Annotated in this window: 13 protein-coding genes; 2 read left to right on the top strand and 11 right to left on the bottom strand. The window is 69.4% G+C overall.

All coding sequences use genetic code 11. The features are described 5' to 3' along the window. Positions 1-7 precede the first annotated feature (7 nt). The gene (gene plpD / locus FOC67_RS17875) at positions 8-2,194 is read right to left on the bottom strand and encodes a patatin-like phospholipase PlpD (RefSeq protein ID WP_009313689.1); all 2,187 of its coding nucleotides are present in this window, start codon (positions 2,192-2,194) and stop codon (positions 8-10) included. A 68-nt stretch (positions 2,195-2,262) separates the two neighbouring features. Here plpD and FOC67_RS17870 point away from each other — a divergent pair, with 68 nt between their 5' ends. After that, on the top strand, positions 2,263-2,553 hold the full coding sequence (locus FOC67_RS17870; RefSeq protein WP_003091717.1) for a SelT/SelW/SelH family protein: 291 nt from the start codon (positions 2,263-2,265) through the stop codon (positions 2,551-2,553). Positions 2,554-2,648: 95 nt separating this feature from the next. Continuing rightward, complete coding sequence (gene rfaD, locus FOC67_RS17865) at positions 2,649-3,641, top strand: ADP-glyceromanno-heptose 6-epimerase (RefSeq protein ID WP_003106207.1); 993 nt, start codon at positions 2,649-2,651, stop codon at positions 3,639-3,641. Between the two features lie 10 nt (positions 3,642-3,651). Here rfaD and FOC67_RS17860 read toward each other — a convergent pair whose 3' ends face one another. The 10 genes from FOC67_RS17860 to FOC67_RS17815 all read right to left on the bottom strand — a co-directional run bounded on the left by FOC67_RS17860 (position 3,652) and on the right by FOC67_RS17815 (position 19,162). Then, positions 3,652-4,818, bottom strand: coding sequence for an MFS transporter (locus tag FOC67_RS17860; protein WP_003106206.1), 1,167 nt, complete (start codon positions 4,816-4,818; stop codon positions 3,652-3,654). Positions 4,819-4,909: 91 nt separating this feature from the next. Further along, on the bottom strand, positions 4,910-5,662 hold the full coding sequence (locus tag FOC67_RS17855; protein ID WP_003130295.1) for a cyclopropane-fatty-acyl-phospholipid synthase family protein: 753 nt from the start codon (positions 5,660-5,662) through the stop codon (positions 4,910-4,912). A 117-nt stretch (positions 5,663-5,779) separates the two neighbouring features. Next, the gene (locus FOC67_RS17850; RefSeq protein WP_003106204.1) at positions 5,780-6,019 is read right to left on the bottom strand and encodes an acyl carrier protein; all 240 of its coding nucleotides are present in this window, start codon (positions 6,017-6,019) and stop codon (positions 5,780-5,782) included. 13 nt (positions 6,020-6,032) lie between these two features. Then, positions 6,033-7,025, bottom strand: coding sequence for a beta-ketoacyl-ACP synthase III (locus FOC67_RS17845; RefSeq protein WP_009313692.1), 993 nt, complete (start codon positions 7,023-7,025; stop codon positions 6,033-6,035). Positions 7,026-7,028: 3 nt separating this feature from the next. Further along, positions 7,029-7,454, bottom strand: a complete 426-nt coding sequence (locus tag FOC67_RS17840; protein WP_009313693.1) for a nuclear transport factor 2 family protein — start codon at positions 7,452-7,454, stop codon at positions 7,029-7,031. Next, entirely contained in the window at positions 7,451-8,707 is a 1,257-nt protein-coding gene (locus FOC67_RS17835; RefSeq protein WP_003091710.1) for a cytochrome P450, read from the bottom strand. The genes FOC67_RS17840 and FOC67_RS17835 overlap by 4 nt, the downstream gene beginning before the upstream one ends. Further along, positions 8,700-9,614 carry an SDR family NAD(P)-dependent oxidoreductase gene (locus FOC67_RS17830; protein ID WP_003119645.1) on the bottom strand — a complete coding sequence of 305 codons (915 nt, stop codon included), beginning with the start codon at positions 9,612-9,614 and terminating at the stop codon, positions 8,700-8,702. Before FOC67_RS17830 ends, FOC67_RS17835 begins: the two co-directional genes overlap by 8 nt. A gap of 1 nt (position 9,615) precedes the next feature. Next, on the bottom strand, positions 9,616-10,944 hold the full coding sequence (locus FOC67_RS17825; RefSeq protein WP_079382727.1) for a condensation domain-containing protein: 1,329 nt from the start codon (positions 10,942-10,944) through the stop codon (positions 9,616-9,618). After that, a complete protein-coding gene (locus FOC67_RS17820; protein ID WP_003091709.1) occupies positions 10,941-12,107 on the bottom strand; it encodes an NAD(P)/FAD-dependent oxidoreductase in 1,167 nt (388 codons plus the stop codon). Before FOC67_RS17820 ends, FOC67_RS17825 begins: the two co-directional genes overlap by 4 nt. Further along, a complete protein-coding gene (locus FOC67_RS17815) occupies positions 12,104-19,162 on the bottom strand; it encodes a non-ribosomal peptide synthetase (protein ID WP_009313695.1) in 7,059 nt (2,352 codons plus the stop codon). The genes FOC67_RS17820 and FOC67_RS17815 overlap by 4 nt, the downstream gene beginning before the upstream one ends. Positions 19,163-19,400: the final 238 nt, after the last annotated feature.

The raw sequence follows: 19,400 nt of genomic DNA, 5'->3' as shown, positions 1-19,400 counted from the left end.
ACTTCGCTCAGAAGTTCTGCCCGAGGTTCAGGTAGAACGCCTTGAAGTTCTCGTCGTTGATCCCGTAGCTGAAGGTCAGCGGCCCCAGCGGCGTATCGAAGCCGATCATCAGGCTGGCGGCGTTGATGTAGCCGCTGTCGTATTCGTTGTCGTTGTTCCAGATGCGTCCGCGCTCGATGCTGCCGCCCAGGTACAGCGGGAAGTCCAGCGGCAGGAAGGAACGTTCGGTGAGGCGCCGGTAATAGACGATCCGCCCCAGGCTGTAGTTCTGCCCGGACAGCGCATCGCGGCGGAAGCCCGACAGCTCGCGGGCGCCGCCGAGGGTGAAGCTGGAGGTGACCACCTCGGCGTCGTCCAGGGTGCGCCCGTAGCCGCCGCCGAACACCCAGGTGTCGGCGCCGAAGCTGAGCGCCTTGTTCAGCCGCAGGTCCCACTGCCGGTAGCTGTCGTCCGAGCCGAGGGACTTGTCGTAGCGGCGCATGGTCAGGCCGATCTCCTCGCCCTCGTGGGGGAAATTGACGTCGTCGACGGTGTCGAACGAGTACTTCAGTTCGTAGTAGCCCTCGGTGAAGTCGATGTCCGGCAGGCTCGGGTCGCCGATGCGTACGTCGGCCTTGCCGTAGGCCTGCACCGCGCCCAGGCGGATTTCGCCGTTGTTGGCGATCTGCCGGCCGACGTTGAGGCCGTAGCCGTAGCGCTCCAGGCGATAGCGCAGCAGCGGGTCGTTGTTCTCGGTGACGTCGACGTTCTGTGCCTCGTGGAACAGGAAGGGCGCGACGAAGTAGCGTGAGCCGACGTCGAGCGGCTGGTAGAACTCGCTGTAGAGTTCCTGGCGGTCGCCGAGCTGGACCCGGGTCAGCCACTCGGCGCCGAGCCGGTTGAGGCCGTTCATGCGGTAGCTGCCGCCGAGGTTGAAGGTGCTTTCGCCGCGCATGTCGTCGGACAGGTTGAGGCCCAGGCGAAGGAAGTCGGTGCCGCCTTTCTTGCCGGTGGCGTGGATCACCAGGGTGTTGAGCTTCTTCTCCTTGACCACCCGGTACTGCACCTGGTCGAAGTAGTCGAGGCCGTAGAGGGTGCTCATGTCGTCCTGCAGGCGGCCGAGGTCGAGGCGCGTGCCGAGCGGCTGGCGGATGTAGTGGCGGATCACCTCGTCGCTGACCTTCGAGTTGTTCTCCACGCGGATCGCGTCGATCACCGGCTTGCGCTGGTTCGGCGTGCGCGCCACGTCGAGCGCTTCGCTGTTGAGGTCCTTCGGCTTGCGCAACTCGGCGAGGCGCGCGGCGAGCACCGTGGTGGCGCGGTAGCCGGCGTCGATCAGTTGCGGCACGCGGCCGAAGTCGGTGGTGCCGTAGCCGGACAGCGGCGGCTGGATCAGCACGTCGCCGGGCTTGAGCGTGGCCAGCTGGGCTTCGGAGTTCTTCCGGGTCATCAGGGTGATCGACTGGTTCATCACGTCGAGCACGGTGCTCAGGTCCTTGCGGTCGCGCAGCGGGTTGCCGATGTCGACCACGATCACCACGTCCACGCCCATGTCGCGCGCCACGTCCACCGGGATGTTGTCGACCATGCCGCCATCCACCAGCAGCCTGCCGTCGATCTCCACCGGGGCGAACACGGCGGGGATCGACATGCTGGCGCGGATCGCCTGGGGCAGGTGGCCCTTGCGGAACACCACTTTCTCGCCGGTTGCGATATCGGTGGAGACGGCGCGGAAGGGGATCGCCAGCTTGTCGAAGTCGCGGTTGTCGCTGGTGTGCACCAGCAGGCTTTCCAGCACCATCGCCAGGTTCTGGCCCTGGATCACCCCCAGCGGCAGGCCGAGGGTGCCGTCGTCGCGGAAGCTGATCTTCTGCTTGACCAGGAAGTCGCGGTCGTCCTGCTTGCGCCGGAACGGCACGTCCTTGCGCGGCGGTGCGTCGGACAGTGCCTGCTGCCAGTCCATCTCCAGGGCGATGCGCTCCAGTTCGGCGGGGGTGTAGCCGGAGGCGTACAGGCCGCCGACCACCGCGCCCATGCTGGTGCCGGCGATGGCGTCGATCTGGATGCCCTGTTCGTCGAGGGCCTTGAGCACGCCGATATGGGCCAGGCCACGGGCGGCACCTCCGGAGAGGACCAGGCCGATCTTCGGCCGGGCCTCCGCGGCGAGGGCGGACAGGGGAAGCAGGAGCAGCAGTACGAGCAGCAGGCGGCGCATGAGAACGATCCGGAGCCGGGTGAAAAGGCGGCTATTATAGGCGCGACCGTTTCCCCTGAGCCGCCGACATGCCCACCGCCAAGCCCGAAATCGTCATCACCTATTGCACCCAGTGCCAGTGGCTACTGCGTGCCGCCTGGCTGGCCCAGGAACTGCTCAGCACCTTCGCCGACGATCTCGGAAAAGTCTGCCTGGAGCCCGGAACCGGTGGCGTCTTCCGTATCACCTGCGACGGCGTGCAGGTCTGGGAACGCAAGGCCGACGGCGGCTTCCCCGAGGCCAAGGCGCTCAAACAGCGGGTTCGCGACCGCATCGACCCGCAACGCGACCTCGGTCACAACGATCGTCCTTCCCGCTGAACCGCTGCCGTCCGCCCATGGCTTGTTGCAGGTCAACGGGCGGCGCGGCGCATAGGCATAGCCTGGGGGCATTCATCCTGTCGAAGGGAGTGCCCATGAGCATCATCGTCACCGGCGCCGCCGGCTTCATCGGCAGCAATCTGCTGCAGGCGCTGAACCGGCGCGGCGAGACCGACATCATCGCGGTGGACGATCTCACCGACGGCGAGCAGTTCCGCAACCTGGCGGACGCCGATATCGCCGACTACCTGGACCAGAACGACTTCCTCGAGCGCTACGCCCGCGGCGACTTCGGCACGGTCCGCGCGCTGTTCCACCAGGGCGCCTGCGCCAGCACCCTGGAAAGCAATGGCCGCTACATGATGGAGAACAACTACCGCTACAGTTGCCGCCTGCTGGAAAGCAGCCTGGAACTCGGCGTGCCGTTCCTCTACGCCTCGTCGGCGGCGGTCTACGGCGCCGGCCGGACCTTCCGCGAGGCGCGCCAGTACGAGCGGCCGCTGAACGTCTACGGCTATTCCAAGTTCCTCTTCGACCAGCGTGTGCGGCGGGCGCTGCCGCAGGCGCGCAGCCAGGTGGTCGGCCTGCGTTACTTCAACGTCTACGGGCCGCGCGAGGAACACAAGGGGCGGATGGCCTCGGTGGCCTACCACTGCTACCAGCAATTGCGCCGCGACGGGCGGGTCGAACTGTTCGGCGAACACGGTGGCTTCCCGCCCGGCGGCCACCTGCGCGACTTCGTCGCGGTGGAGGACGTGGCGCGGGTCAACCTGCATTTCTTCGATCATCCGCAGCGTTCGGGAATCTTCAACCTCGGCAGCGGCCAGGCGCGGACCTTCAACGAGGTCGCTCTGGCGGTGATCAATAGCGTCCGCGCCAACGCCGACCAGCCGCCCCTGTCGCTGCAACAGGCGGTGGAAAGCGGCCTGCTCGGCTACCGCGAGTTCCCCGAGTCGCTGCGGGCGCGCTACCAGAGCCATACCTGTGCCGACCTGGAGCTGCTGCGCGAGGCGGGCTACCGCGACGATTTCCAGAGCCTGGAAGAGGGCGTCGCCGGCTACTGCCGCTGGCTGGCGCGCAGCGCCTGAGGGATCTCGCTCAGCGGCCCAGCGCCCCGCCCACCGGGGCGCGGGCGAAGCGCAGCTCCGGCAGCAGGGTCAGCAGCGCCAGCACCCCGAGGGCCGCGCCGACCCAGAGCGCGCCCTGCAGGCCGAATCCGCCGGCGATGCCCAGGCCGCCGATCCAGGAACCGGCCATCACGCCGAGCATGATGCAGGCGGTGTGCACCGAGTTGACCAGCATGTTGTTATGGCCGACCCGTGCGCCGCGAGTCACCAGCGCCGGGTTCATCGACACCCCGGTCAGGCCGATCACCACCAGCGCCGCCACCGCCACCGCCGGAACCTGTCCGAACAGGGCGAAGGCCACCATCGCGGCGATGGCCGCCAGCAGGCCGAAAGCCAGGACCGCGATGGTATGGCGGTCGGCCAGGCGGCCGACGATGTTGTTGCCCACCAGCGTCGCCAGGCCGTAGACCACCAGCAGCAGCGGTACGGTCGAGGCGGAGAAGCCGCTGACCTCGGTGAGGATCGGCACGAAATAGGTGAAGCCGGCGAAGGTGGCGCCGATCAGCAGCAGGCTGGTGGCGTAGACCCACCATAGATGGGCGTTCCTGAACACCTTCAGTTCCTCGCGCAGCGAGCCGCTGCCCGCCGACCCCGGGATCGCCGGCATCAGCTGCAACACCAGCAGGCCGACCAGCACCGCCACCAGCGCCACCGCGAAGAAGCTCGCGCGCCAGCCGTACCATTCGCCCAGCCAGGTGGCGACGGGCAGGCCGAGCACGGTGCCGACCATCAGGCCACCGAGCACCAGCGACGACGCGCGGCCGAACTGGTTGCCTTCGACCAGTTCGGCGCAGGCGGTCAGCGCCACGCCGAAGAAGGCCGCGGCGGCGACCGCGGTGACCAGTCGCGCCGCGACCATCACCGCATAGCCCGGCGCCAGGGCGCCGATGACCTGGCCGACCACGAACAGCGCGATCAGGCCGAGCAGGGCGTTCTTGCGCGGCACCCGGAGCAGGGCGGTGGTCAACAGCGGGCCGCCGACGGCCATCGCACCGGCGTAGAAGGTGACCAGGTAGCCGATCGCGGCGAAGGACACGCCGAATTCGGCGGCCAGCGCCGGCATCAGCCCGGCGACCATGTATTCGCTGGTGGTCAGGGCGAAGATCGCGGCACCGAGCACGTAGACAATCAAAGGCATGTTTCCAGCTCCCGAGCGGTTCAGACGACGATGAAGCGAGCCACGGCGAGCTGCCCGTGCCGTGGCCGCGCGATGAATGCACGACGGCGACTCATGCCGCCGACGAACCGAAGCCCTGGTCGGCGCCTTCGGGCAGCACCGTCACGCAGTGGGCGAACAGGTTCGAAGCGCTGCGCACCACGGTCAGCCCGCACTCGGCGAGCAGGGCGTGGAGGCAGGCGCGCGAATACGAGCGCGAGTAGAAGCCGTCGCTGCCGGTGAACACGGTGCCGTCGTCCCGCGCGTGCAGCTCCAGGCCCTGCACCCCGCAACGGCGGTAGTAGCTCTGGCGGACGCGGGTGGCCTCGGCGCTGTCGCCGAATACCGAAACCACCGCCGCCACGCTGCGCTCGGCGAGGGAGTCGAGCAGCCGTTTCGGCTCGCGGAAGTTGCCCAGCAGGTTGAACGGCAGCAGGTACAGCGCGCGCGAGCCGACCGAGGCACCGCGCCTGGTGTGGTTGAGGATGTCGTCGACCACCGTGTCCGCGCGATCGCTCATGCCCTCGCGCTCGATCCGCGTGCGCAGCGTCTCGATCGCCCGCTGGTCGAGGTCGACGCCGAGATAGCGGGCATTGAGCAGGCGCGCGATTTCCAGCGCCCGGCCGTCGTAGCAGCCTAGCTCGACCAGTGCGTCGCAGCGCAGGTAGGCCATCGCCTCGAAGGTCATCAGGCTTTCCATTTGCAACAACGGCAGCACGTCGTCCGGAAAGTTGGCCAGGGTCATTATCGTCCTCGGTCCGAACTCCAGCTCGTAGAAAGCCGACTCCCGATGCGTCCCGATCGTGAGATCCATGTTCTGACTCACCTCTTCCTCCAGCGAATCTCGCTCTGGTGTTGGTTGATCGAAGGCGATGCGCGTTCCCGTGTCCCGGCACCGCCTTCGCCTGGCAGAGAAGCGACGGAACGCCGGCGTTCGCTGGCCTCAGGCGGCGCGGTGCTTCTCGACCAGCTGGAACAGTTCGTCCACCGTTTCCAGCAGGTCGAGTTCGTCGTCGACCCCGGTGACGCCGAACTCCTTGCGCAGCTTCAGCGACAGCTCGCTGACCACCAGCGAATCGAAAGCCAGGTCTTCCATCCTGCTGTCCCGGCTGATTTCCTCCTTCGGCACGCCGCTGGCGACGCTGAGCACGGTGAGGAGATGGTCTTCCATGTCGTTGGGCATTGTTCTTCCCTCTTCAGTCCATTGTCGGAACGATCTTCGGCCAGCGCAGGGCGACCGAACCCCAGGTCAGTCCGGCACCGAAACCGGTGAGGACCATGTTGCCGCCGTCGCGCAGGATGCCTTGGCGCAGGCCGTGGGCCAGGGCCAGGGGAATCGAGGCGGCGACGGTGTTGCCCACCTCGGCGATGTTGCTCACCACTCGCTCGACGGGAAGGTCGAGCTGGTCGGCGACCGCCGCGAGGATGCGTGTGTTGGCCTGGTGCGGGACCAGGTGATGGAGGTCCGAAGCTTGCCAGCCGACCCGGTCGAGTACCCGCTGCACCGAGTCGCTCATCTGCGTCACCGCCTGGCCGAACACTGCCTTGCCGTCCATCCGGAAGTAGTTGGAGGCCTGTCCGGAACTGCGTTCGGTGCGACTCACGGCGGGGGTCATCAGCAGGTCGAACTGGTGGCCGTCGCTGCCGAGGTCGAAGGCCAGCAGCGCGCCTTCTTCCTCGGCATCGCCGGCACGCAGCACCACCGCTCCGGCGCCGTCGCCGAACAGTGCGCGGGTCGAGCGATCGGCGGGGTCGAGGGTATGGCTGAAAGTGTCCACCCCGACCAGCAGCGCGCTGTCCGCCAGCCCGGCGCTGATCAGCGAGCCGACGCTGGCCAGGCCGTAGACGAAGCCGGTGCAGGCGGCGGACAGGTCGAACGCGAGCGCGCCGACCAACCCCAGGCGCGCTGCGACCCTGGGCGCGGTGGCCGGGCAGCAGAAGTCGCCGGTGCTGGTTGCCAGCACCACCGCATCGACTCGCTCCAGCCCCGCCGAGGCGAGCGCGGCGGAGGCCGCCCGCAGGGCCAGGTCGCCGCTGCCGAGGTCGCCGGCGATATGCCGTTGGCGCACGCCGGTGCGGCTGCTGATCCAGGCGTCGGAAGTGTCCAGCTCGGCGGCGAGCATGTCGTTGCTGAGCACGGCCTCGGGCAGGTAGCTGCCCAGGCCGCAGACCACGGCGGCGCGCGGCATGGCTCAGGCTCCCTGGACGATCTTGGCGGCGGCCTCGACCCCGCCCAGGGCCTCGAGGTGCCGCAGCGGATTCCAGAAGTCGCGGTAGAGCAGGATCTGTCCGTCGCGGGTGCGCAGCACCGAGATGTAGTCCTGCGCCAGCTTGCCGCCGGAAACGGTGGCCACGCCGTCGCCATGGAATTCGCCGATGGCCAGGTCGGGGTTGGCGGTCTCGTAGAACTGCACGTCGGTGAAGCGCACGGTCAGGTGCTCGGGAAACAGGCGCATGTGCGCCCAGATGGTTTCGCGGCCCTCGAAGCGGGTCTTCCAGCCCGGCGGGGCGTAGGGGAATTCGAGTACGCCTTCCGGATGGAACAGGTCGCACCAGCCACGGGCATCGCCGTTTTCCAGGAGGCGCAGGCTGTGGACGAGAATTTCCTTGGCATTCATTGGGCGATCCTCTCGATCGGGTTGGCGTGGGAGGCGGTGTTCGCCGGGGCGCTGCATCCGGTGCGCACCGGCACGCTGATCAGGGCGCGGAGGAAGGTGATCGGCAGCCACTGCAGCTCCGCGTGGGGCACCGCCAACTGGAGGTCGGGGAAGCGCGCGAGCAGGCGCTGGATGGCGATCCGCCCCTCCAGCCGGGCCAGCGAGGCGCCGACGCAGTAGTGCACGCCGAAGCCGTAGCCGAGATGGCCATCGGTGTTGCGGGTAAGGTCGAGGCGGTCGGGATCGTCGAAGCGCTCGGCGTCGTGGTTGGCGGTCAGGTTGGAGACCAGGATGTATTCGCCGGCGGGAATGGTGACCCCGTCCAGTTCTACGTCTTCCACGGTGAAGCGCAACATCGAGGCGCGCACCGGGCTGTCGTGGCGGACCAGTTCTTCCATGGCGTTGGGCAGGAGTTCCGGCTGCGCCCGCAGCAACGCCAGTTGCTCCGGGTTGACCAGCAGGGTGACCAGCGCGTTGCCGATCATGTTCATGGTGGTCTCGAAGCCGCTCATCATCAGCAGGTGGGCCATGGAGACGAGTTCCGCCTCGCTCAGCTGGCCGCTCTCGTCGGCGGCCTGCACCAGCCCGCTGTAGACGTCGTCGGCCGGCTGCCGGCGCTTGGCCTCGAGCAGCACGCGCAGGTAGTCGACCTGCGCATCGGCCAGGGCCTGGGCCTCCTCCGGCGACAGCAGTTCCGCCTGGCGCTCCCAGGACTGGCGGGCGTGTTCGCGCTCGGCCTCGGGAATGCCCAGCAGCTCGAAGATCACCGCGATGGTCAGCGGGATCGCGAAGTCGGCCATCAGGTCGGCCTGTTCGCGGCCGGCCATGGCGTCCAGCAATTCCTCGGTGATCCGTTCTATATGCGGTTGCAGGCGCTCCACCTGGCGCGGGGTGAACGCGCGGCCGACCAGCGAGCGCAGGCGGGTATGGTCCGGCGGGTCGAGGTTGAGCATGTGGTGGCTGAGTCCCTCGCCGATCCCCGCGCGCGGGCTGCCGGTACGCTTCGCGTAGAGTTCGGCGGCCTGTCGGGCGTCGCGGCGGACGCCCGGATGGTTGAGGACCTTGCGCGCGTCGCGGTAGCGCGTCACCACCCACACCGGATGCTCGGCGGCGCGATGCGCGGGACGCGGCGCGCCGTCCACCTGCAGGCCGTCGTAGAGCGCGTGCAGTGGCGAGATCAGTTCCTCGCCCAGTCTCAGTTTGCGATCAGGCACGTTGCTCCTCCTTCGCCGCCGGGGCGGCGGTGACGATGGGGCGGAACATCCCGTCGATCACGCTATCGGGCAGCAGCCGCGCCAGCAGGGTGCCGCGGCGCACGTCGGCGCCGACCCGGTAGCGGGTCCGCGGCTTGGCCGCGGTGAGCGCGGCATGCACCGCGGCGGCGACGTCGGCGGGCTTGGTCGCGCTGTTGCGCGCGCCGTCCTCGTTGGCCTGGAGGAAGCGCAGGTAGGTATCGCGATAGAGGTCGGCGACGGCGTCGGGGGCGTCGGCCAGGGCGCGCTCGCCCTCGCTGGCGATCTTGCCCCAGATCGGCGTCCAGATCGCCCCGGGGCTGACCACCGAGACCTGGATGCCCATGGGCGCCAGCTCGCGGCGCAGGGCGTCGCTCACTCCCTCCTTGGCGAACTGCGCGGCGGAGTAGGCGCCCAGGTAGGGAATGGCGACCGAGCCGAGGCCCGAGGTGACGTTCACCAGGCGCGCCGCGCCGCCACGGCGCAGCAGCGGCAGGATTGCCCGGGTCACCGCGAGCTGGCCGATCAGGTTGACTTCCAGCTGGCGCCGCAGCAGGTCGCTGGAGACGCATTCCAGCGGCGCGGAAATGCAGATCCCGGCGTTGTTCACCAGGCCCCAGAGCCCGGTATCGCCGACTTTCTCCGCCACCTGCGCGGCGGCCCGGCCAATGGATTCCTCGTCGGTGACATCGATCAGCAGCGTGCTGATCCGGCCGGACGGGCAGGCGTTCGCCAGGCGCTCGCCATCCTCCTGGCGGCGCACCCCGGCGATCACCTGGAAACCCTGTTCGGCCAGGTGCAGCGCGGTTTCCCGGCCGAGGCCGCTGGAGGCGCCGGTGATCAGCACGTGGCGGCCCTGGGGCGAGAGAGGTTTGCTGGTGAAAAACATGTCATTGCTCCTCGAGGGCGGATCGTTGGGGGGCGTGGATCGCCGACAGCAGGGTGCCCAGGCAATCTTCGGCCAGGCGTTCGGCGCGTTCGCCGGGGACCGCTTCGTCGATATAGGTGAAGTTCCAGAACAGCCGGCCATGGCTGGAGTTGATGGCGGCCACGAAGTAGCCGTTCACCGAGATGCCGGTGAGGAACTGCGCGTCGGAGAGGCGCAAGGCGCCGATCCGCTCGGGGAACGGATAGCGACCGATGTTGGAGGAGCACAGGTTGATCGGCCCTTCGGCTTCCATGAAGGCCATGAATGGCCGCGCGTCGGCCATGCAGCGCGGCGCAGCGCTGGCGACCAGGGTGACCAGGTTGAAATGATGGCCCTGGCGACGGCGTTCGCCGAGGTCGTCGGTGAGCGCGCGGGCGACCTCCCAGAACGGTCGGGCGATGTCCAGCACCACCGGTACCGTGGCGACGTAGGTGCCTACTTCGTCGGGGCGCACCGGCGGCTCCAGTTCGTCGCGGAAGTCGATCGGCGAGCCGATGGCGATGTGGCTCGGGCGGCGCTGGTGGTCGTGGCCGGCGGCGATGGCCAGCGCCGCGGTCAGCGCGCCGTGTACCGTGGTGCCGTGTTCGCGGGCGCGTCGTTGCAGCTGTTCCAGCTGCGCGCCGTCCAGCTCCCGGTGCAGCAGGCGGGTACGCCGCGCTTCCAGCGGCACCGGGTTGCTCGGCTCGATCCGGCCCGGGCGGTGGCGGCCGACCAGCGCTTCGTCCTGGGCGGTCTGCTCGGCCAGGCGCGCCGCGCCTTCGTCGCCGGTGAAGCGGCGTGGACGCAGATCCTCCGCCGGCGGCAGGGCGCTGGCGGTCCAGGGTTGCGCGGCGGGGTCGGCGGCCAGGGTCAGCCATTGTTCGGCGAGGGTCAGCACGGTAGTGCCGTCGGCGATGATGTGCGGTACCACGACCAGCAGGTCGTGGGCGCCGGCGTCGGTGGCGATCGCCACGGTACGGATCAGTGGCCCGCTGTCCGGATCGATGCGTTCCGGCAATTCGCGCTCGTTGATTTCCCGCAGCCATTGCTCCTCGTCGCCGCCGCGCACCTCGCGCAGCGGGATGGGCCGCTCGCAGGGCACCCAGCGCGGGTCGAGCCCGGCATCGTGCTCGATCCGCGCGCGCAGCAGCGGATGCCGCGCCTGCAGCGCGTCGAGGCCGCGGCGCAGGTCGTCGATGGACAACTGGCCATGGACCCGCACCCGGGAAATCACGTTCAGCGCGGAGAACTGGTCGCTGAGCCAGTACCAGCGTTCCACCGCGGACAGCGGGCGTCGTATCTCGGCCATCATTCGACTCCTGGGAAGGTCAGTGCCAGTTCGTTCTGCCGGGCGAAGGTTCGCTCCGGAGCGAAGCGGAAGTAGAGATCGCGGGCGACGGTGCGCAGCGGATGCTCCAACTGCTCGATGCGGCTCAGCGCCCGCGAGGTCTCGACCATCGCCCTGGCGCGGTCGCGACGGCGGTTCTCGTAGGCGCGCAGGGCGGCTTGCGGGTCGTCGATGGTGGCCAGGCAGTGGGCCAGCACCGCGGCGTCTTCGATGGCGATGGCGGCGCCCTGGCCGAGGCTGGTCAGCATCGGATGCGCGGCATCGCCGAGCAGGGTCACCGGGCCGTCGCCCCAGCGCTCCAGGAACGGTCGGTCCTGGGCCGGCAGGCTGCTGATGTCGGCCTCCGGGGTCGCCTCGATGACCGCCTGCACTTCGTCGGCCCAGCCGGCGTAGAGGCGCTGGATGCCCGCCTTGCCGCCGCGCCAGTCCTTCGCCTGTTCGGCCGGCATGTTGCGGGTGCCCCACCAATAGACGTTGCCTTCGCCGATGTCGGCGAGACCAAAGCGCTGCCCACGGCCCCAGTAATGGGCGACGTAGCCCGGCGTCACCTTCGGATGGCGGAACGCCGGCGTGGCGCGCCAGATCACGTAGTGCCAGTCGGTGGGACGCTCCGGGCCGGTCATGGTGGCGCGGATCGCCGAGTTGAAGCCGTCGGCGCCGATCAGCACGTCGGCGTGCACTTCGCGGCCGTCGCTGCAGAGCACGGTGACGCCTTCGCCGTCGGCGTGGCGCAGGTAGCCGGTGGCGCTCACGCCCAGTTCGATGCGGCAGTCGCGGGCCTGTTCCAGCAGCGCCTGCTGCAGGCTCGCGCGGTGGATCGCCAGGCTCGGCTGGCCGAGCTGACGGGCCAGGCCGCCGAAGTCGATGGCGCGGATCGGTCGCCCGCGCCGGGTGAGGAACCGCAGCGAGTCGAAGGCCTGGGCGCGGGTAAGGTCAGGGCGCACGCCGACCCTCTCCAGGGCGGTCAGCGCGTTGGGCATCAGCGACAGCGCCGAGCCGACCGCGCGCAGCTCCCTGGCTCGCTCGTAGAGTTCGACCTCGAAGCCGGCGGCCTTCAGGCAGGCGGCCGCGGCGAGCCCGCCGATGCCGGCGCCGGCGATGACGATCTTCAGGGGGTGTCTGCTCATGGGCGGGTCCGTTCGCTGGAGGTGGAGGGTTCGAGCAACGCGGCGATCTCTGCCGCGACCGTCTCGACATAGGGTTCTTTCATCAGCACCAGGTGGTCGCCGGGTACGTCGATCACATCGAGGCGGCCGCTGGTCCAGTGCTGCCAGCCGTTCTTCGGGTCGCCGTAGTGGGTGCCGGCGGCGTCGTGCATCGGCTTCAGCGCCAGCGGCAGCGGGCCGTCCGCGCGCAGCAGGGTCATGTCCTGGTCGCTGACTTCCGGGCGATAGCCGATGAGTGCCTGCCAGCTCGCCCGGAACAGCTCGTAGAGCCGCTGCACGGTGGCGCGCGGGGTGCCGGCGGGAAGTACGCCGGCCTCGATGGCGTGTTCGACGATGTGGTCGAGTTTCTGCTCCAGGCTCGCGCCTTCAGGCAGCGGCTCGACTTCCTCGTCGCTGCGCTCGAACCAGACCAGTTCCCAGTAGAAGAACAGCAGCAGGGCTTCGTCGCTGGCGCTGCCGGCGTGGTTGCGGTCGACGGTGATGGAGTCGAGCACGATCAGTTGGGCGACCGCCTGCGGGTCGAGCGCGCGCAGTTGCCGGGCCATCTCGTAGGCGACGAAGCCGCCGAACGACCAGCCGCCGAGGTAATAGGGGCCTTCCGGCTGCACCCGGCGGATCGCCGCGAGGTAACTGGCGGCGATGTCCTCGAGGACCGCCAGCGGCGTACTGCCCTGGCCGGTGCCGGCCGCCTGCAGGGCATATACCGGCTGGTCCGGCGGCAGTGCGCGGACCAGCGGCAGGTAGCAGAGTACGTGGCCGCCGAGCGGGTGGACGAGGAACAGAGGCGGGCGGCTGCCGCCGGCACGGATCGGTACCAGCGGGTCGAAGGCGCGCACCGCCGAGCGTTCCCGCAGGCGTTCGGCCAGGCCCTCCACGGTCGGCGTCTCGATCAGCGCGGCCATCGGCAGGTCGACGCCATAGCGCTTCTCGATCAGCAGCATGAAGCGCATCGCGCTGAGCGAGGTGCCGCCGAGGTCGAAGAAGCTGTCGCGGATGCCTACCCGGGGACGATCCAGCAACTCGCCGAGGAGTCCGGCCAGGGTGCGCTCGTAGTCGTCGCGCGGGGCCAGGTACTCGATGTTCGACCCGTGCTCCAGCGGCAGCGCGCGCAGGGCGGCGTCGTCGCGCTTGCCGCTGGGAGTGAGGGCGAAGCCGTCGACCCAGGCGAAGTGCGCCGGCACCATGTGTTCCGGCAGTTCGCTGCGCAGCGCCTGCTTCAGTTCGGCGAGATCCACCGCCTCGGGCTCGCCGAGCAGGAAGGCAGCGAGGAATGCATCGTTGCCCTGGCGCTCGCGAGCCACCACCGCCGCGCCGCGCAGGCCCGGCTGGCGCTCGGCCTGGCGCATGATCGCCAGCTCGACCTCGGCCGGCTCGATGCGGAAGCCGCGGACCTTGACCTGGGTATCGGCGCGGCCGAGCCAGACGATCTCGCCGTTGCCGAGGATGCGCCCGAGGTCGCCGGTGCGGTAGAGCCTGGCGCCGGGGCGCCAGGGATGTTCGACGAAGCGCTCGGCGGTGAGTTCGGGGGCGCGGTGGTAGCCGCGCGCGAGGCAGTCGCCGCCGAAGTACAGCTCGCCGGTAACGCCGACCGGTACCGGGCGCAGCGCGGCGTCGAGCACCTGCACCTCGACCCCGTCCAGCGGCCGGCCGATCGGCGGCAGGTCCGGGTAGTGCGCCGGATCGCCGCTCAGCGAGTGGTAGGTGACCTGGTGCGTCTCGGTGGGACCGTACTGGTTCTCCAGCAGCAGCCCGGGCATCGCTGCGCAGAACGTGCGGACGTCTTCGGTGATGCGCAACTGCTCGCCGGAGGACACCACCACGCGCAGGGCGCCGGGGCGTACGCCCAGGGTGTTGGAGGCCTCGGCGAGGCGTTGCAGGGCGACGAAGGGCAACAGCACGCGCTGGACCTGGCGGCGTTCGAGAACATGCAGCAGCGCGGAGGGGTCCATCCGCTCGCGGTTGGAGATGAGTTGCAGCTCGCCGCCGCCGCACAGCGTGGAGAAGATCTCCTGGAAGGCCATGTCGAAGCTCAGCGGCGCGAACTGCAGGGTGCGCAGCCCCGGTACGCCGCTGGCGACGCGCAATTGCCACTGGGTGTAGTTGGCCCACATCCGGTGGCTAAGCTCGACGCCCTTCGGCCGCCCGGTGGAACCGGAGGTGAACAGCAGCATGGCCAGCTCGTCGAGCTGCGGCGCGGCGAAGGTCTCGGGCTCGATGTCGGCGACCAGTTCCTCTACCGGCAGCACCCGTTCCGCCGCGGCGACATGGGCGTGCTCGGGATGCGCGACCACCCGGAACGGCTGTGCGGTCTCCAGGATCAGCGTCAGGCGCTGCGCGGGATAGCTGACGTCCAGCGGCACGCAGACCAGGCCGGCGCGCAGGATGCCCCAGATCGTCGCGATCATCTCCGGCGAACGGTTCAGCGCCACTCCGATCGCATCGCCGCGGCGCGCGCCGGCGCGGACCAGGCGGGTGGCCACGCAGCGCGCCACATGGTCGAGGTCGCGATAGGTCCAGCGTTGCTCCTCGAAGGCCAGCGCGGCGCTGCCCGGCAGCGCCTCGACCTGGCGTTCGAACAGGCTGACGACGTCGACCAGCGGCTCGGGCTGGGAAGCGGCGTCGCGGCGAGGGGCGAGGAAGGCGAAGTCGGCGGCTTCGTCGGGATGCTCGGCGAGGCGCCACAGGAGCTCGACGAAGGTCGCGCCGATCAGCGCGGCCTGGCTGCGGCTGATGCCGCGGCCGTCGCTGTCGATGCGCAGGTACATGCCGTCGCTGGGCGTGGCGATCACGTTGACCAGCAGGGCGAAGTTGGTTTCTTCCCAGACGCGGAAGTCGCGCAATTGCCACAGCGGTTCGAGGACATGCAGGTTGACGTAGTTGAAGGCGCTGCTCAGTTCGTCGCCGACGATCTGCTGGATGGCGCTGAGCGGATAGCGGCGGTGGGCGTGTCCGTCGCGCTCCTGGCGGAACAGCGCATCGGCTACCTCGATCCAGCTACACCCGGCAATCTCCGAGCGGACCGGCACGGTATTCAGGAACAGGCCGACCATGCGGTCGGCGTCGGGCAGTTCGGGGCGGCCGTTGCTGATCGCGCCGGTGACCACGCTGTCGCTGCGGGAGAACAGATGCAGGGTCAGGCAATGGGCGGCGAGCAGCAGCGATTTCAATGGCAGTCCGCGTTGCGCCGCAGTGGCCTTGAGTCGTTCGAGCAGCCCGTCCGGCAGCGCTTCGCGATGGCTGGCCGGACCTTGCGCGGCTTGCGGCTCGTGGGCGCCGAAGCCGTCGAGGCGGGTCATCCTCGCGCCCTCCAGCAGCCCGGTCCAGTACCCCACGGCGGCCGGCGAAGCCAGCGCGGCCAGCTCCTCGCGGACATGGCAGGCCAGCGCCGGCGCGGGGCTCGGCAGCGGCTCGCCACGGTAGGCGGCGACCAGCGCGACGATCAGGTTGGCCACGCTCCAGCCGTCGAGGATCGCATGGTGGAAGCTGAACACCAGGTCCAGGCCGTCCTCGCGGACGAACGCGGCGAACAGGAACAGCCCGGGCTGTTGCAGCGAATAGCGATGGAAGCGGCGTTGGCGGATGTGCTCGTCGAGCACCGTCCCGGCCTCCGGGTTGCCGCGCAGGTCCAGGATCAGCGGTTCGCTGCGCGCCTGGGCATGCACCAGTTGCAGCGGTTCGGATGCGCCGCTGAGGTCGAACGACGAACGCAGCGCGGGATAGGCGGCGACCACCCGGTCCAGCGCGTGGCGGAACGCGGCTTCGTCCCAGGCCAGGTCGAAGCGGTAGTGGAACACGTCGTGGTAGACCGACGAGTCGGGGCGCTGGCGGCTATGGAAGAGCAGGCCGAGACTCAGCCGGCTGGTCGGGAAGGCGTCCTCCAGCCCTTCCAGGCGCGGCTTGTCGACTTCGGAAACCAGTTCGAACGGCTGGTAGCTTCGCTCCGCGAGCGGACGCACCAGGCGCTCGGCGAGGCCCGCCACCGTCGGGTTGCGCATCAGGTCGGCGAGTTCGAAGCCCAGGCCGCGCCGCTGTGCGGCGGCGCGGATGCGCAGCATCAGGATCGAGTCGCCGCCGAGGGCGTAGAAGTCGTCGTGCACGCCGACCTCCGCCACGCCGAGGACATCGGCCCACACCGCCGCCAGTTCGGCCTCGGTCGCCGTGCGCGGCGCAACCGCCGCCACCTGTTCCGGCGGTGCCGGCAGTTGCCGGCGGTCGAGCTTGCCGTTGGCGCTGAGCGGGAGGCTGTCGATGCGCACGAAGAAGGCTGGCAGCATGAAGTCCGGCAGCGTCGCCGAAAGTCCGGCGCGCAATTGACCGGCGTCGAGTTCCGCCGCTGCCACGTAGTAGCCGACCAGGTGCGTGCCGCGTACCGCCGAATCGCGTGCCACGACCGCGGCGTCGCGTACGCCGGGAAGCGCGGCGAGGCGGTCGCGTACTTCGTCGGGTTCGACCCGGTTGCCGCGGATCTTCACCTGGTCGTCGGCGCGGCCGAGGTATTCGAGGTTGCCGTCGGCCAGCCAGCGGGCCAGGTCGCCGGTACGGTAGAGACGGCCGCCGGCGACGAAGGGGTCGGCGAGGAAGCGGTCGGCGTTCAGCTCCGGCCGGTTCAGGTAGCCGCGGGCGACGCCGACGCCTCCTATATATAGCTCGCCGACGGCGCCGAGGGGCTGCGGCCTGAGCGCGCGGTCGAGGACGTACAGGCGCAGGTTGTCGATCGGCCGGCCGATCGGGACCCGCGTGGGGTTGTCGCTGGCGCATTCATGGTCGGACACGTCGACGGTGGCCTCGGTCGGTCCGTACAGGTTGACCAGTCGCACGGCGTCGCCGAACAGCCGGCGGAAGCGCGCGACCTGCAACGGCGCGAGGGCTTCGCCGCTGCAGAACACCAGGCGCAGCGAGCTTGCCGCCGCGCGGGCGGTCGGGTCGCCGTCGAGCAGGTCGAGGAACGGCGTCAGCATCGACGGCACGAAGTGGATGACCGTGACCGCGTCGCGCTGGATGCTTCGCAGCATTTCCCGCGGGTCCTTCTCGGCGCCGGGCGGCAACAGCGACAGGCGGGCGCCGGTGAAGCTCCACCAGAACAGTTCCCAGACGGATACGTCGAACGTCACCGGAGTCTTTTGCAGAAGCACGTCGCGTTCGCCGATCGGATAACGACGCTGCATCCAGTTCAGGCGGTTGACCACCGAGCGGTGTTCGACCATCACGCCCTTGGGCACGCCGGTCGAACCGGAGGTATAGATGACATAGGCCAGGTCGCTGGGCGCGACGTTGGCCGCCGGCAGGTCGCCGGTGCTCTGCGGCAGGCGTTCGAGGTGCAGCACGCGCGTCTCGCCCAGGCTCTCGCCGAGTGTCGCCGCGCGTTCGTCCACCAGCACCACGCGGGCGCCGCAGTCTTCCAGCAGCAGGCGGACGCGCTCCAGGGGATGGTCGGGATTGATCGGCACATAGGCGCCGCCGGCGCGCTGCACGCCGAGGATAGCCGGCAGCAGGTGGGGACCGCGGGCGACCAGTAGCGCTACCCGCTCGTCGGCGCTAACACCCGCTGCGCGCAGGGCGTCGGCCACGGCCTGGACCTTGGCGTCCAGCTCGGCATAGCTGAGCGTGCCGCCGTCGGCTTCCAGCAGCGCGGTGCGTTGCGGGGTGCGTGCCACCTGCTCGGCGAACAGCGTGGGCAGGGTAGCCTGCTCGGGGAATGCCTGGTCGGTGGCGTTGCGGGTGTGGATCAGTTCCTCGCGCTCGGCGGCCGACAGCGGATCGAGTTCGCCGAGGCGGCGCTCGCCGCCCTCCACCAGGGCGCGCAGGAAGGTTTCGATATGCCGCGCCGCGGCGTCCATGGGGAAGTCGGCGTCGAACACATCGCAGGCGTATTCGAAATCCACCTGCGCGTCGCTGTGCCCGTCGAACTCGGAGACCCAGATGGCCAACGCGTCCGGGTCATGGGCGTGGGTCTGCGCCACGGTCTCGACGCTGGCGTTCGGGATCGCCTGGGCGGCGGGCCAGCGCATGTAGGAAAGGGTGGTGTCGAACAGTGGCGAGGCGCCGCGCAACAGGTCGCCGAGGGGCATCTTCTGGTGGCGCAGCAGCGTCCGGGTCGCCTCGCGCAACTGCGCCAGGAATTCGTCGACGGTCTGTTCCGGCGCGGTGCGAATGCGTAGCGGCAGGGTATTGGCGAAGTGCCCGACCACTTGCTTGGCCGCGCGGTCGGCGCGGTTCAGCACCGGTACGCCGAGGACCACGTCGTCGTTCTGGTGGATCCGCGCCAGGTACAGCGCCACGGCGGCGGAGAGGAACAGGAAGGGCGATTCGCCACGATCGCGGATCGCATCGAGCAGTGTGCGTTCCAGCGTCAGCCTGTGGCGCGCGGTGCGGCGCAGCCCGGCCGGGCGCCTGCGGGTGAAGAGGGCCGGCTCCAGGCCCTCCAGGGCGTCTGCGAAATAGGCGCGGTCGCCGCGGTACTGTTCCGAACCGGAGTAGTCGTCGGTCTCGAACTGCGCCAGGAGGGAAGCCGCCGGCATCTGCGCCTGTGGCTCGCCTAGCTCGCCCAGGTAGCCGGCGCGCACCCGGCTGAGGAATAGCTGCAGGCCCCAGGCGTCGCTGACGATATGGTGGGTGCGCACGTAGACGTAGAGCGCCTGGTCGCTATGCAGCAGGGCCAGGTCCACCAGGCTGCGGCCGTCCAGCGGGTAGGCGTGGCGGAAGGCGTCGCGCAGCCAGGATCGCACGGCGGCCTCGGGGTCGCGGTCGGCGCGCAGGTCGACGTGGCACGCCTCGAACTCGGCATCCGCGTCCAGCCACTGGTACGGCGTACCGTCCGTCTCGCCGAGGCGCAGGCGGAACGCCTCGGTGTCTCGCGCCGCCTGCAGCAGCGCCCGTTCCAGGGCCTGGGTATCGACCTCGCCGGTGAAGCGGTCGTAGCTGAAGATGGTGTACTGGTCGAGTTCCGGAAACTGCGCGGCGGCGACCCAGATGTCCCGTTGGTAGGGCGATAGCGGCAAGCGAGCGAAACGAACCATCCCTGCGTCCTCTTCAACAATCCATCGATTCGGCGAACACGGGCACCGCACGCCTCGCCGGACAGGTTCCACCCGTCGACGTTTCAGCGCGCCGTAGCCAGCGTGGTTGGCAGGGAAGCGGCGGCACCCGAAGCAAGAGCGGGGTGTACTATTACTTTTGGCAGGCTCGAAGAAATAGCTGTTAATTCTTGCAGGGTAATCGCGTTGTTAACTGTTAATTCTGGTAGGTATTTACGAG

Origin of the sequence: Pseudomonas sp. FDAARGOS_761 (assembly GCF_013343155.1) — a bacterium.
GTDB classification, from domain to species: domain Bacteria; phylum Pseudomonadota; class Gammaproteobacteria; order Pseudomonadales; family Pseudomonadaceae; genus Pseudomonas; species Pseudomonas aeruginosa.
The sequence above is the reverse complement of the archived record's forward strand: the minus strand, read 5'-3'. Positions and strand labels throughout refer to the sequence as shown.

Coding starts and splice junctions, on each gene's coding strand:
- FOC67_RS17870 (WP_003091717.1), top strand. CDS start 2,263: ATGCCCACCGCCAAGCCCGAAATCGTCATCACCTATTGCACCCAGTGC.
- plpD (WP_009313689.1), bottom strand. CDS start 2,194: ATGCGCCGCCTGCTGCTCGTACTGCTGCTCCTGCTTCCCCTGTCCGCC.
- FOC67_RS17820 (WP_003091709.1), bottom strand. CDS start 12,107: ATGAGCAGACACCCCCTGAAGATCGTCATCGCCGGCGCCGGCATCGGC.
- rfaD (WP_003106207.1), top strand. CDS start 2,649: ATGAGCATCATCGTCACCGGCGCCGCCGGCTTCATCGGCAGCAATCTG.
- FOC67_RS17850 (WP_003106204.1), bottom strand. CDS start 6,019: ATGCCCAACGACATGGAAGACCATCTCCTCACCGTGCTCAGCGTCGCC.
- FOC67_RS17815 (WP_009313695.1), bottom strand. CDS start 19,162: ATGGTTCGTTTCGCTCGCTTGCCGCTATCGCCCTACCAACGGGACATC.
- FOC67_RS17825 (WP_079382727.1), bottom strand. CDS start 10,944: ATGATGGCCGAGATACGACGCCCGCTGTCCGCGGTGGAACGCTGGTAC.
- FOC67_RS17845 (WP_009313692.1), bottom strand. CDS start 7,025: ATGCCGCGCGCCGCCGTGGTCTGCGGCCTGGGCAGCTACCTGCCCGAG.
- FOC67_RS17840 (WP_009313693.1), bottom strand. CDS start 7,454: ATGAATGCCAAGGAAATTCTCGTCCACAGCCTGCGCCTCCTGGAAAAC.
- FOC67_RS17860 (WP_003106206.1), bottom strand. CDS start 4,818: ATGCCTTTGATTGTCTACGTGCTCGGTGCCGCGATCTTCGCCCTGACC.
- FOC67_RS17830 (WP_003119645.1), bottom strand. CDS start 9,614: ATGTTTTTCACCAGCAAACCTCTCTCGCCCCAGGGCCGCCACGTGCTG.